Below are 13227 nucleotides of genomic sequence, written 5' to 3'. Positions count from 1 at the left end.
CGTGCCCGCCGAAGTCCGCTTGAGCGAGAACCAGAACAAGACGCTGACGATCCTGAGTTCTGAGGGTCGCGCGCTCACCAACAAGGAACTGAAGGCGCTCGGTGGTGGCGAGCTCAAGAGCTCCGGGGGGCTGGTCGAGCTCGGTCTGGTGGAGGTCGGCCGTGCTGGCCGGTCACTCCTGTTCACCATCACGGCCGAGGGCCGGAAGCAACTGGACAAGCCGGAACCACCGAAGCCGCACCTCCCGCCGCATGACCCGGACCTGCCGAAGCTCTCGCCGAACCAGATCTTTGCCCTCGTGGTGCTGATGTCCGAGGCACGGCCGATGGACAACGCCGACCTGAAGGAGTTCGCCGGGTTCTCCCTCACCGGTGCGGACAACGCCAAGCTGGTGAAGCTCGGCCTTGTGGAGACCGACCGGTCCCACACGCCGTTCTCCCACGAACTCACCGAGAAGGGCTGGGGACTGGCGCGGAGGCTGCATCTGCTGGCGCCACCGAAGGAATCGAAGTCGGCCGTCCGCACGCTGCTGACGCTGCTCGGCAACGTCGGCCGGTCGTTGGAGCAGCTGCAGATGGGGCACGGCGAGTTCTTCCGGCGCCAGCAGACTCAGGACGAGGTCGAGGTCATCGACAGTGCGGACGCGGAGTCGCAGGTCCGCAAGGCGTACGCGGCGCTGGCCGGGCGGCCGGGTGAGTGGGTCGGCCTCGCCGATCTCCGCGACAAGCTGCCCGCTCTGGCCCGGGCCGAGGTCGACGCCGCACTGATGTCGCTACTCGACCAGGACGGCGTGCGGATCATTCCCATCGCCAACACCAAGGCGCTCACCGCACGTGACCGGGACGCCGCCATCGACATCGGCGGTGAGGCGAGCCACGCGCTGTCGATCGGCCGGCCGTGATTCCCGCCGCCGAGCGGGCCGCTCTCGAAGCCCTGCACTTCAACCCGGCGCCGACGCCGGAGGACATCTGGCGGCCCTCGCCGTACGACGTGCCCGAGCTGCACGAACGGGCGGTCCGGGAGATCCTCAGCGGCGTCGGCCGGGCCCGGCGCGACGACACCGTCACCCCGCTCGGCGTGGCCCTCCAGGGGCGCGCCGGCGCGGGCAAGACTCACCTGCTCGGCGCCCTGCGGGAGAGAATCCAGCGCGCCGACGGTGGCGGCTATTTCTTCCTGGTCAACATGATCAGTGGCCGGACGTTCTGGGAGAGCACGGTCCAGGGCATCCTCGGCGGCCTGGCCCGCAGCGATGCGCTCGGCTTGGGAACGCAGCTCAAGACGTTCCTGCGCCGGCTCGTCCCGTACCTGGGTATCTCGCCGGAAGCCCGGGACGCGATCGTCGGCAACGCGCCGCTCACCCGGCCGCACATGGACGCCTTCATCGCCGGGCTGCGCGGGTACAACCAGGACGTCGGCCGCGAGTGCCAGGACACGGCCCGGGCGCTGGTGCTGTACGGCTCGCTCGATTTCGACCATCAGGACATCGGCCTCGCCCACCTCATCTCCGAGCCGACCGAGCCGGAGGACCGCGCGGACTGGGGCTTTACCCCGCAAGTCCGCCGGCCGCAGGAGGTCGTCCGCGACATCTCGCGGCTCATCGCGCTGACACTGAGCCCCAGCGTGATCGCGATCGACCAGCTGGACACGCTGTTCGCGCAGAGCGCCATCAAGTTCTTCGATCGTGACGAGAGCCTGGAGTTCGGCCAGGCGGCGGCGGTCGGCCTGGTCGCCGACGGACTGCTGACCCTGCGCGACATCACGCATCGCACCGTCGTGGTGATGTCCTGCCTCCCGGACACGTGGGAGCTGCTGAAGCGCAGCGCCCCCAGCCCGGTCATCCAACGATTCCGGGAGACGCTGCTACCCGACCGGATCGACCACGCCGAGATCGCCCGCAAGATCGTGGAGGTGCGGTTCGCCGAGGTCTTCGGCGCGTATCACGTGTCGCCCGAATACCCAACCTGGCCAATCCGTCCGGAGGCATTCGACGAGGCGCGGTTTTTCACGCCACGCATCCTGCTACGCCGGGTCGATCAGCACATCCGCCGCTGTCTCGACGCGGACGAGATCACCGAGTTGCGGCGCTTCGCCGATCAGCCGACGCCCGGTCCTAAGCCCGGTGGCAACGGCACGCAGGACTCCGATCTCACGAAGCTCGACGCCAAGTTCGAGCGGCTCCTGCGGGAGGTGGACGTGAGCGCGGCCCTGGACAAGCACGGCGAGGACGTCGCGATGCCGCCGCTGCTCGCCGCCGGCCTCCACGCCTGGATCGAAGAGCACGCCCCCACCGGTGTTGTCTACAAACAGGATGCACCACCGAGCGCGAAACCGGCCCTCCACGCGCGCCTGGTTCAGGTGCTCGACGAGACGACTGAGAATGAGGCGCACTGGGGCTTCCGGGCCATCGCCCACGACAATGCCCGCGCTGTCATCGCCCGGATCAAAGACGCCTGCACGGCGACCGGCCTCGACCGCGCGGTTCCGCAGCGCAAGTTGGTGGTGCTGCGGCGCGGTGACTGGCCTACCGGTCCGCGTACCGCCGAGACCGTGAACAAGTTCCTGTACGAGGGCGGCATCTGGCACAAGATCGACGACGAGGATCTCAAGGTGTTCGCCGCGCTCAAGCAGATGCAGGCGACGCCGCACGCCGCGCACGGCGAGTGGCTGGTGTCCCGGCGGCCCGCGAGCAGGACGGGCCTATTCCGTGAGCTGTTCGGGGAGTCTGGCGAGACAGCGGTACCGGTGTCCGATCCGGCGCCGCAGCCGCCACCAGCGTCGTCGCCCGAAATGGCCGACGTGCCTGTGCCGGAACCGGACGCGCCCAATCTGCGCATTTCGGAAGTGGCCGTGCCGGAGTCGGAGGGGGACGGGCGGACGATTCGGCTTGGGCGGGTGTTGCAGGACGAGGCCGCGTTCATGATCGATCTGGAGTCGCTGCGGCGGCATACGGTGATTTTCGCGGGGTCCGGGTCCGGGAAGACGGTGCTCATCCGGCGGCTGGTCGAGGAGTGCGCCCGGCAGGGCGTCTCGTCGATCGTGCTCGACCCGAACAACGACCTGGCCCGGCTCGGCGATGCGTGGCCCGAGCCGCCCGCCGGTTGGGGGCCCGGCGACGACGAGCGCGCGCGGGACTACCTCGAGCACACCGACGTCGTCGTCTGGACGCCCGGGGTCAGCGGCGGGCGCCCGCTCAGTTTCCAGCCGCTGCCGGACTTCACGCCCGTGCGGGACTCGCGGGACGAGTTCGATCAGGCGATCCGCGCGGCCGTCGAGGCGCTCGCGCCGCGGGCGGGTGTCAGCGGGACGACGAAACTCGCGGCCCAGGGCAAGGCGGTGCTCACCGAGGCGCTGCAGGCGTACGCGCGTGGCGGTACCGTCGGGCTCGAAGGCTTCACGGACTTCCTGGCCGACCTGCCCGAGGACGTCAGCCGGATGAGCCGGGCCGGGAAGCTCGCGCACGACCTCGCGGAGACGCTCAAGGCCGCGATGGTCAACGATCCGCTGTTCGGCGGCAAGGGGGCGTCGGCCGATCCCGCGGCGCTGCTGACCCCGGCGCCGGGCAAGCGCGCCCGGGTCTCGGTGATCAGCTTCATCGGGCTGATGTCGGACCAGGAGCGGCAGGGCTTCGTCAACCAGTTGCAGATGGCGCTGTTCACCTGGCTCAAGCGCCACCCGGCCGGCGACCGGCCGCTCGGCGGGCTGTTCATCATGGACGAGGCCCAGACCCTCGCTCCGGCGACCGGCGCGACCGCCTCGACGGCGAGCACGATCACGCTGGCCTCGCAGGCCCGCAAGTACGGGCTGGGCCTGGTCTTCGCCACCCAGGCGCCGAAGGGCCTGCACAACCAGATCTCGGGCAACGCGACGACGCAGTTCTTCGGCCTGCTGAACTCACCGGCCCAGATCGACGCGGCCCGCGAGCTCGCCCAGGCCAAGGGCGGCCGGCTGCCCGACATCGGCCTGCTCGGCAGCGGCCAGTTCTACGCGGCCGGCGAGGGCTTCTCGTTCCTCAAGGTTCGCACCCCGCTCTGCCTGACGTACCACCCGAAAGCGCCGCTCTCGCCCGAAGAAGTCGTCAAGCGCGCCCACCGCTCACCCAACCTGGAGTGAAACCGCATGCCCTCGGAACGCTCTCGCCGGGAACACCTGCTCGACGGCCGGCGGGTCCGCATCATGGACCTGATCGAGGCCGGCCTTTTGAAACCGGGCGACGACCTCTTCTACCACCAGCGCATCGGCGAACCCCCGCACGAGGCGACCGTGACCGAGCGCGGCCGGCTCCGGCTGCGCGACGGGCGCGAGTTCAACACCCCGTCCGCGGCCGGTGCCGCCGCCGCCGGAATCAGCGCCGTGCCCGGATGGTCGGTGTGGCGGGTCGGCCGAGACGGGCCGACCCTGCACATGCTCCGCCAGCGGCTGCTCAAGTCCGTCGCCGACGAGGTCAGCGCGGACAGCGCGGCCCCGACCCAGAAGGACGACCGGGTGCGTCGCCGGTTCGGATTCCTGGAGTGGGCCCACACGAAGGCGACGGCCGGCGAGCCCATTTCCCTGACCGTGCGCCAGATGATCAAGCATTGGGATCTGACCGACCGCGACCAGACCGCCAGTGCTCAAGTCAGCGCCGACCTCGCCAACCACAACTTGACCACCGCACCGGACTTCCGGGCAGTTGACCTCGACAGCACCGTGCGCCTCCTCCAAGTGCCGGAGCGTCCGACGGAGACGGCCGCCACCCCCGCCGACGAGGCCGAGACGGAGGTCGAGGGCGCGGACGACGAGGAGAGCGTCGACATCGGGCTGAAGCTGGGGAACCTGTTGCCGGCCGAGCCGAGCCTGGCCTGGGTCGCACCGACCGCCTCGTTCGAGGAGGTGATCACGATGCTGCAGATCAACGACTATTCACAAGTCGCGGTCCTGGCCAGCCCGCACACGCTGCACGGGGCCATCTCCTGGAAGTCGATCGCCGAGGCCAAGCACCTCGACGCCGGTGCCACCGTGAGTGACGCCATCCGTCCGGCCCAGGTGTTCGACTACGACCGGCGCTTGCTCGACGTTCTTTCCACTCTGCAGCAGGAGGAGTTCATCTTCGTTCGCGACTTCGATGGTGAGATCGGCGGCATCATCACCGCCACCGATGTGGTGCGGAAGTACGACGACACGGCCACTCCGTTCTTCCTCATCGGCGAAGTGGACCAGGAACTGCGCCAGCTGATTGTCAACACCTTCGACGAGGACACCGTCCGGAGCGCTTGCGGGTCCGGTTTCAGGGGGTTCGAGGCAATGACGATCGGTCAGTACAAGGCCGTCCTGGCCAATGCGGACTGCTGGAAGCAGTTGGGCTGGCGGCTGGATCAGGAGCAGTTCATCGCACGGCTCAATCAGATTCGGCAGGTGCGCAACAACGTCATGCACTTCAACCCGGACCCGCCGAAGCCCGCGGATGTTGCGAAGCTACGGATCTTCCTCGAGCTCATCCGTCGCTACCGGCACCACTCAAATAGCATCGGTTGATGGTTGACGTACGCGGTGACGCCGGACCCGCCGTGCTGCTCCTGCCCGGCGGGGCCGAGGCGGTCGACGGGTTCTTCCCGGGCCTCGTGGAAGGGCTCACCGCCGACCCCGGCGTGCGCGTGATCCTCTACGACCGGCCGGAGGCGCCGCTCGCCGGGGCGGCCGCGGACCTGCACGCGATGCTGGGCGAGGCGGGCCTCGGGCCGGTCGTCGTCATTGGCCAGAGCCTCGGCGGGGCCGTCGCGCTGCTGCTCGCCCGCGACCATCCCGAGGACGTGGCCGGCCTGGTGCTGCTCGACCCGTCGCCCGTCAACGACGCGCCCGCGGCGGCTCAGGTGGAGCGGACCATGCGCGTCGTGCTCGCCCTCAGCCGGGTACCGCTGGCCGGGCGAGCGATCCCCGCCCTGATGCGCAGGGCCATCGAGCGGTCGATCCGGAAGCGCGATGAGCCGCCGGCGATCAGGGCGGCGCGTGAGCGCATGCTCGACGTCGACCTGGAGAAGCTCGGCCGCGCCGCGAAGGGGCTCGGCGCGCTCGCGCAGGGCTTCCGCGAGGACGAGCTGCCGAAGCGGCCCGCCGCCGTGGTGACCGCCGATCGCAAGCCCGCCGCGCGGATGCGGCGGGCGCATCAGCGGCTTGCCGAAGCGCTCGGCGCGCCGCTGCTCAGCTGGCCCGGTGCGCAGCATGAGGTGCATCTGTCGCATCCGGGCGAGGTGCTGGAGGCGTGCCGGCAGGTGGTCAGGACGCTGCGCGCTTGACCAGTTCCGCGATGCGGGCCTCTACCTGCGGGGTCAGGGACTGCAGGGCGTACGCGACCGGCCAGAGGTCGCCGTCGTCCAGGGCGGCGTCGTCGTTGAAGCCCAGGGTCGAGTAGCGCGTCTTGAACTTCGTCGCCGGCTGGAAGAAGCAGATGGACTTCGTGCCCTTGTAGTAGGCCGGCATGCCGTACCAGAGCTTGGGGGCGAGGTCCGGCACGGTCTCGGTGATGATGGCGTGGACGCGCTCGGCGATCGTGCGGTCGCCCTCGGACATCTCGGCGATCTTCTCCAGCAGGGCCTTGGCGTCCTCGGCGGCCTTGTCGGCCTTGGAGCCGCGGCGCGACGAGGAGGCGCGGACCTCGGCGGCGTGTTCCTTCATCGCCGCGCGCTCGTCGTCGGTGAAGGTCTGGGTCGTCGCTTTGCGGGCCATGGCGGGCGCTCCTCGCGGTTGCTTGATCGTTACGTTTCCCATGCTAGGAGGGCCCGCCATGGGCCCGCTTCTCGAAAACTGACCGAAGCGGAGCGAAAAAGGCCGAAGCTCAGCAGGCGCCGTTGCAGGCCAGAGCGCGGAGGCGGTCCAGCGCGCCGTTCCACTGGTTCGAGTCACCGGCGAAGGGGCCGCTGCTGGAGTACTGCCAGAACGACCACGTCGGCGCGCCCGCGGGAAGGGTGCCGGGGCTGCTGCTGTACCGCGCGAGCCACAGCGGCGAGTTGGCCCAGAAGCCGCTGTAGTTGCCGGTGCACGTGCTCCACCAGTCCGTGGTCGTGTAGATGACCGCCCACCGGCCCGTGCGCGTGTGGTACTGGTTCAGGAACGCGCGGATCCAGCTCACCATCGCCGACTGGGACAGGCCGTAGCAGGTCGCGCCGTACGGGTTGTACTCGATGTCGAGCGCGCCCGGCAGGGTCTTGCCGTCCTTGGACCAGCCGCCGCCGTGCGCGATGAAGTAGTCCGCCTGCGCCGCGCCGCCGCCGCCGTTGGGGATCGCGAAGTGGTACGAGCCGCGGAGCATGCCGATGTTGTACGAGCCGTTGTACTGCTGGGCGAAGTACGGGTTGGTGTAGTACGTGCCCTCGGTCGCCTTGATGTAGGCGAACCGCGAGCCGGCGCTCCACTGCGCCGACCAGTTGACGTTGCCCTGGTGACCCGACACGTCCTGGCCGTACGTCACGGTCGCGGCCTGCGCCGGCGAGCCGATCAGGGCCGTGGCGACCAGGGCGAGGGCGGTGAGCAGGGCGAGCCTTCGTACCGACACGCTGCCTCCTTGTGGGAAAGACCTTCGTCGATTAGTTCACGGTCGTCGGAAACTTTCAATAGGTGAACGTCGAAGTCTCGGGTACGGCGAAGGGCCCGGCGGGTGTACCGCCGGGCCCCTCGGACGTGCGCTACCGGGCCGAGCAGGTGCCGGTCAGGCCGGTGGCCGTGCCGGTGCCCTGGAAGCCGAACTCGGTGTACTGACCCGCGGGAACCGTGCCGTTGTACTGCACGTTGCTGAAACTGCTCCCGCTCCGCGCGGCGTTCCACACATTGGTGATCGTCAACGTTGGCGACAGTGTCGTACTGACCGTCCACCCGTTGATCTGGGTTGACCCGGCCGTCACGCGCACGGTCGCCACGAAGCCGCCGTTCCACTGGTTGAGCGAAACGGTGGCGGTGCAGCCGCCGGCCGGACCCCCGGAGGAAGGAGAGGCCGAGGGGGAGGGAGAAGCCGATGCCGACGGAGAGGCCGAAGCTGACGGCGTGGGCGAAGCGGACCCGCCCCCGAGGGAGGGCGTCGTCCAGTCGCGCCATTCGGCGAGGTTGCCGGAGGCCTTCGACGAGACGTGGAACGAGCCGGCGGCGCTGCCGGACTTCAGCAGGTACCGCTGGATGTTCTGTTGCAAGGGCGTGCGCCATTCCGGCCGGTTCGCGCAGTGGTTGCCGTCCTGGATGTCCGACCAGTAGGTGATGCTGTCGCCGGCGCCGAGGGCCTTGTAGACCTCCGCGCCGCCCAGGGCCGCGACGCTCGCCGATTTCGGGCCGAGGTTGACGATGTGCGGGTTGTCCATGATGAACAGCCCGCGCGGCGCCACCATGGCGACCATCTCGTGGGTGTCGACCGGGAGCCGCGCCGGGCTGCCCGTGAACGTTCCGAAAGCGTCGCCGAGCCAGGGTTGCTCGCCGTACGCGCTGCTCAGGCTCTGCGCGCCCTCGCCCGGGATGCCGCGGAAGATGGGCACGCCCGCGCTGCCCGACTCGATCGGCATGGTGAGCTGGATGCGCTGGTCGAACGCGCCGATGACGAACGCGCCCTTGCCGAAGCGCGAGCAACCGGTCACGCCGGTCGCGTCGCCGCGCAGGACGCTCCCGCCGGACTGCTCGATCACGTCGATGAGCCGGCTGACGCCCCACGCCCAGGCCATGAGCAGCCCGGTGCTGCTGTTCGCGCCGTAGACGGAGTAGAACGCGCCCTGCTTGTTCGTGCGCGGCGTGCCCTCCTTGCCCACGGCGTACGGGTCGTAGGTGATGACCGCGGCGCCCGCGGCCTTGATGGCGGCCGTGTCCGCGCCGAACCCGCCGAGCACGAAGACCGCCGGGAACGGGCCGGTCCCGCTGGGCACGTCGACGGCGGCGGAGAAGCTGGCCGACTTCCCGGCGTTGGAGACGTTGACGGTGATGGAGGTGCGGGACACGGTACCGGTGACGCTTTGTGGCTTTGCCGGTTTCTCGCCGTAGACGAACTTCTCGGCCAGGCGCTTGATCTCCTCGCGCCGGCACGTCCATTCGGACTTGTTCGCCATGCGCGTTCCGTCGAGCTTCTTGAACGGATCGGGCAGCTTCGCGTTCGTCGGCAGCGAACCGGCGTCGGGCAGGGCCGGCACCGCGCAGTTCGCGCCCTCGTCCTCGACGCCGGCGCTGGCCGCGACGGCGGCGGGGGAGTGCAGGATCTGCAGTCCCGCCCCCGCGAGCAGGGCGGCGACCGCGACGAGGGCGAGCGGCAGGCGGATCTTCACCAGGGCTCTCCTTCCGGAGGGATCCGGTTGGGGCAGGCCGGATGTAAATGTTGCGCCGAGGGTCGGGCAACATTTCGAAGCCTGTCAAGGTCCGGCCCCGGCGCCGCTGCTCACTTGTGTTCGAGTCGTGGAAGTTACGGGTAACCCGATGCGCACAAGGAGGTGCTGACATGTCCGAGCACGACGGGGTCGCCCATCTCGGCGACATCGAAACGGCGCTGCAACGCGAGATCACGATCGTGCAGGAGCGTTTTCCGGACGCCCCGGCCGGCGAGGTCGAGCGGGTCGTGCGCGATACGTACAACGAGCTGCTGTCCGAGGCCGAGGTGGAGACGCACGTGCTGTCGCTCACCCGGCACCAGGTCGTGGAACGGCTGGTCGCGCGCGGCTATCCGCTCCACGAGCCGGTGCTGGGCGAGGGCTGAACGGTCAGCGACGACGCCGGGCCGCCGGCGGGGTGATCCGCACCCGCTCGGTGGCCGGCCGCGACTCGATGTCGCCGAGCTGCTCGCTCACTGTTGCGCGCAGCTCGGCGTAGTCGTCGAACGCGCTCTCCCGGAACAGCGTGTACCCGGCCCACATGAGGTTCGCGCACACCTGCGGCGGCACCTGGCCGGTCGCCGCACCCATGCCGACGAGCGCCACCGACGAAATTCCAGGCTGCATTTGTACCGCCTGAAAGGCCGCCGCACACGCCAGCGCCACGTTGAGCGTGTGCCGCACGTTCTCGGCCTGAGCGTGCATGGTCGGCGCGGCGATGAGGTACTTCGGGTTCGCCGCCCCCGACGGCACGCACACCGCGGCCCCGATCGGCAGCTCCCCGCCGAACTGGTCGCGGATCGCCCGCTGCACGCGCAGCTGGATGCCCGGCCCCAGGTGCCGCAGGATCACCGCGTCGACCCCGCCGCTCATGATGCCGTGCGAGTTGGTCGGCGTGACCCAGGCGTCGACGTGCTGGTTGAGGATCGAACCCTTCACGATCTCGACGTCCGGCTCGTCCGCGAACGCCGACATCCAGGACTGCACGACCTTCGCGTTGATGTCGCTGAGTACCACTCGCACGGTCATATGCTCACTCCAGTTTCGGTGTCGCCGGGCGCACCCGGTACGGTGCGGTGTCCACAGTGGATCTCGAGGGAGGGTACATTGAGCGACACCGACGACCCGCTTGGCCTCACCGAGCTCTTCGACGGCGGCGGCGAGGCGTGGCTTCCGCTGCTGCGGCCGGTCATCGAGGCGCAGCCGGAGGCGGCCGAGTTCATCGGGCCGAAGCGCAGCCCGCAGATCGTGCCGGTCCGGGAGCTCACCTTCCAGGCGCTCAAGCCCAACCCGCCGCACAAGTGGAAGGTCGTCGTCTTCGGCCAGAACCCGTACCCGCGCCCGGAGAGCGCGACGGGCATCGCCATGTTCGACAACACGTTCCACGACTGGGCGGACAGCCAGTTCGGCCGCGTCGTGAGCATCCGCTGCATCATCAAGGCGGCGGCGATGTGGAAGTACGGCATCCCGAAGAAGACGCCGATCGCGGACATTCGCGCACTGCTCAAACAGCACGACACCGTGCCGCCGCCCGAGTGGTTCTCCTCGATGCTCACGCAGGGCGTCCTGCTGCTGAACGCCTCGCTCACCGCCAGCGCCGACGCCGACCGCGGCACCGACGCGCACACCGGCTTCTGGCGCCCGGTCGTGGAGCGGATCGTCGAGGAGATCCTGCGGGCCAAGCAGGACGCGGCCGAGGAGGACCGCGGGGTCGTCTTCGCCTGGTGGGGCGCGCACGCCCGCGGGCTCAAGTCGCTGGTGACCCGGCTGCAGAAAAAGTACCCGGGCGTCGAGGTCCGCCACATCGACCATCCGAACCCGGCCGCGCAGGGCGACATCTTCTGCGACAACGAGCACTTCGCCACCGTCAACGAGGCGCTGCGCTCGCTCGGCGCGGACGAGATCGACTGGCTGCCGAGCGCCGGCTGGAACGCGCACCAGGACCCCGCGGCCGAGCGGATGGGCGCGTTCATCGCCTCGACGATGGAACTGCATCGGCTGTACCTCGAGCGCCTGGAAAGCGTCAAGGACGAGGGCCTCGCGCTGCCGGTGATCACCGGGGTCTTCGACACGCCGCTGCTGGACTTCCGCAAGGCCGTCGCGCCCGCGGCCGGGGTCCTGCGCGGGCTGGACGGGCACGTCGCGGCGTCGCAGGCGTTCGGCGCGTCCCGCGAGCACGAGGGCAGCCTGAGCGCCGACGAGGCGGCCGCGCTCTACCTGTACACCTGTGAGTCCGCGTTCTACCGCCAGATCAACGCCACGCTGCGCGATCCCGACCGCAGCCGGCTGGAGCCGTACCTGCCGTACCTGCGCCTGCTCTTCTCGGCCGTGTCGCGCCTGCCCGCGCGCCGCGAGCCGGTCTGGCGGGGCGTGCGGATGGACCTGCGCCGGCAGTACCCGATGGGGCAGACCGTCACCTGGTGGGGCGTGTCGTCGTGCACGTCCAGCATCGGCGTGGCCCGGTCGTTCATGGGCGGCAGCGGCAAGCGGACCCTGTTCGAGGTCGTGCCGCTGCGCGCCGTCGGTATCCGCCGGTACTCGGCCTTCACCGGCGAGGAGGAGTTCATCCTGACGCCGGGCACCCAGCTGGCCGTGACCGACGTGCAGTCCGAGCGCGGCGGCTTGTGCACGGTGCGCCTGACCGAGCTGGAATCGCAGACGCAGGTCAGCTGAGCGTCAGGCGGTGAACAGGAGCGACACGTTCAGGCCGCCGAAGCCGAACGAGTTGCACACCGCCGCGCGCATGGGCAGGTCCCGGGGGGCGCCCGACACCACGTCGAGCGTCACCTCGGGCGCCTTGTTGTCCAGGTTGAGCGTCGGCGGCACGACGCCGTGGGCCACCGACAGCAGCGTCACGATGCTCTCCACCGCCCCCGCCGCGCCGACCAGGTGACCCAGCGCGGACTTCGGCGCCGTCAGCACCACGTCGTCGCCGAGGGCCCGCTGGATCGCCGCCGCCTCGCCCAGGTCGCCGGCGACCGTCGAGGTGGCGTGGCAGTTGACGTGGGCCACGTCGGATGCGGACAGCCCGGCGTCCGCGACCGCGCGGCGGATGGCCCGGACCTGACCGGCGCCGCTCGGGTCCGGCCCCGTGATGTGGTACGCGTCCGAGGTCACCCCCACCCCCGCCAGCCGCCCGTGCACCGTCGCCCCGCGCGCGGCCGCGTGCTCGGCGCGCTCCAGGATCACGATCCCGGCGCCCTCGCCCATCACGAACCCGTCCCGGTCGGTGTCGAACGGCCGCGACGCGCGCTCGGGCTCGTCGTTGCGCTTGGACAGCGTGCGCGCCTGCGCGAACCCGGCCAGCGTCAGCGGCGTGATGGCCGCCTCCGACCCGCCCGCGATCACGATGTCGGCCTCGCCGAGCCGGATCAGCCGCGCGCCGAGCGCGATCGCCTCCGCGCCCGAGGCGCAGGCCGACACCGGCGTGTAGACGCCCGCGTGCGCGCCGAACTCGATGCTCACCCAGGCCGCCGGCCCGTTGGGCATCAGCATCGGCACGGTCAGCGGCGAGACCTTGCCCGGCCCCTTCTCCTCCAGCAGGTCGTCCTGGGCCAGCAGCGTGCTCACCCCGCCGATCCCGGTCCCGATGACGACGGCCAGCCGCTCGGAGTCGACCTCGGGCGCGCCCGCGTGCTGCCAGGCCTGCTGCGCCGCGACGAGGGCGGCCTGCTCACACCGGTCCATCCGCCGCGCCTGCACGCGCGTCAGGAGGGTGTCCGGCGAGACGGCCATGGTCGCGCCGATCCGCACGGGCAGTTCGTCCATCACCCCGCTCGGCAGCAGGTGATCGATGCGCCCCACGCCCGACCGTCCGGCGAGCAGCCCCTGCCACAGCGCCTCGACGTCCCCGCCCAGCGGTGACAGAGCCCCCATCCCGGTGACCACAATGTCCATCCCCTACTTGTACCGTATACAAATATCC

The 13227-nt window shown here is 70.2% G+C and carries 11 protein-coding genes; 6 read left to right on the top strand and 5 right to left on the bottom strand.

Annotated features, from left to right (window positions below; genetic code table 11):
* Nucleotide 1: 1 nt before the first annotated feature.
* From ACQPZ4_RS44170 to ACQPZ4_RS44155, 4 genes are all read left to right on the top strand, one after another.
* Nucleotides 2–901, top strand: coding sequence for a hypothetical protein (locus ACQPZ4_RS44170; RefSeq protein ID WP_433050445.1), 900 nt, complete (start codon nucleotides 2–4; stop codon nucleotides 899–901).
* On the top strand, nucleotides 898–4110 hold the full coding sequence (locus tag ACQPZ4_RS44165) for a helicase HerA domain-containing protein (protein ID WP_433050442.1): 3213 nt from the start codon (nucleotides 898–900) through the stop codon (nucleotides 4108–4110). The genes ACQPZ4_RS44170 and ACQPZ4_RS44165 overlap by 4 nt, the downstream gene beginning before the upstream one ends.
* A 63-nt stretch (nucleotides 4111–4173) precedes the next feature.
* A complete protein-coding gene (locus ACQPZ4_RS44160; protein ID WP_433050439.1) occupies nucleotides 4174–5511 on the top strand; it encodes a hypothetical protein in 1338 nt (445 codons plus the stop codon).
* The gene (locus ACQPZ4_RS44155) at nucleotides 5511–6269 is read left to right on the top strand and encodes an alpha/beta fold hydrolase (RefSeq protein ID WP_433050436.1); all 759 of its coding nucleotides are present in this window, start codon (nucleotides 5511–5513) and stop codon (nucleotides 6267–6269) included. Before ACQPZ4_RS44160 ends, ACQPZ4_RS44155 begins: the two co-directional genes overlap by 1 nt.
* Here ACQPZ4_RS44155 and ACQPZ4_RS44150 read toward each other — a convergent pair.
* From ACQPZ4_RS44150 to ACQPZ4_RS44140, 3 genes are all read right to left on the bottom strand, one after another.
* Nucleotides 6250–6699: an iron chaperone gene (locus tag ACQPZ4_RS44150; protein WP_433050433.1), complete on the bottom strand. Its 450-nt coding sequence runs from the start codon at nucleotides 6697–6699 to the stop codon at nucleotides 6250–6252. The two genes, ACQPZ4_RS44155 and ACQPZ4_RS44150, sit on opposite strands and share 20 nt — an antisense overlap.
* Nucleotides 6700–6808: 109 nt before the next feature.
* On the bottom strand, nucleotides 6809–7525 hold the full coding sequence (locus tag ACQPZ4_RS44145; RefSeq protein WP_433050430.1) for a lysozyme: 717 nt from the start codon (nucleotides 7523–7525) through the stop codon (nucleotides 6809–6811).
* A gap of 130 nt (nucleotides 7526–7655) precedes the next feature.
* Entirely contained in the window at nucleotides 7656–9263 is a 1608-nt protein-coding gene (locus ACQPZ4_RS44140) for a glucuronyl esterase domain-containing protein (protein WP_433050427.1), read from the bottom strand.
* Between the two features lie 170 nt (nucleotides 9264–9433).
* Between ACQPZ4_RS44140 and ACQPZ4_RS44135 the strand changes: the two genes are divergently transcribed.
* The gene (locus tag ACQPZ4_RS44135) at nucleotides 9434–9688 is read left to right on the top strand and encodes a three-helix bundle dimerization domain-containing protein (RefSeq protein ID WP_433050424.1); all 255 of its coding nucleotides are present in this window, start codon (nucleotides 9434–9436) and stop codon (nucleotides 9686–9688) included.
* Nucleotides 9689–9692: 4 nt separating this feature from the next.
* On the opposite strand, the gene ACQPZ4_RS44130 is transcribed toward ACQPZ4_RS44135, so the two are convergent.
* Nucleotides 9693–10325, bottom strand: coding sequence for a macro domain-containing protein (locus ACQPZ4_RS44130; protein WP_433050421.1), 633 nt, complete (start codon nucleotides 10323–10325; stop codon nucleotides 9693–9695).
* A gap of 84 nt (nucleotides 10326–10409) precedes the next feature.
* Between ACQPZ4_RS44130 and ACQPZ4_RS44125 the strand changes: the two genes are divergently transcribed.
* Nucleotides 10410–11975, top strand: coding sequence for an ADP-ribosyltransferase domain-containing protein (locus tag ACQPZ4_RS44125; protein WP_433050418.1), 1566 nt, complete (start codon nucleotides 10410–10412; stop codon nucleotides 11973–11975).
* 3 nt (nucleotides 11976–11978) lie between these two features.
* Here ACQPZ4_RS44125 and ACQPZ4_RS44120 read toward each other — a convergent pair whose 3' ends face one another.
* A complete protein-coding gene (locus ACQPZ4_RS44120; protein WP_433050415.1) occupies nucleotides 11979–13199 on the bottom strand; it encodes a beta-ketoacyl-[acyl-carrier-protein] synthase family protein in 1221 nt (406 codons plus the stop codon).
* Between the last annotated feature and the right edge of the window lie 28 nt (nucleotides 13200–13227).

The sequence above is a fragment of the Dactylosporangium sp. CS-033363 genome (assembly GCF_050942475.1).
Classification (GTDB): domain Bacteria; phylum Actinomycetota; class Actinomycetes; order Mycobacteriales; family Micromonosporaceae; genus Dactylosporangium.
Note: the sequence above shows the minus strand (reverse complement) of the source record. Positions and strands in the feature narration are given on the sequence as shown.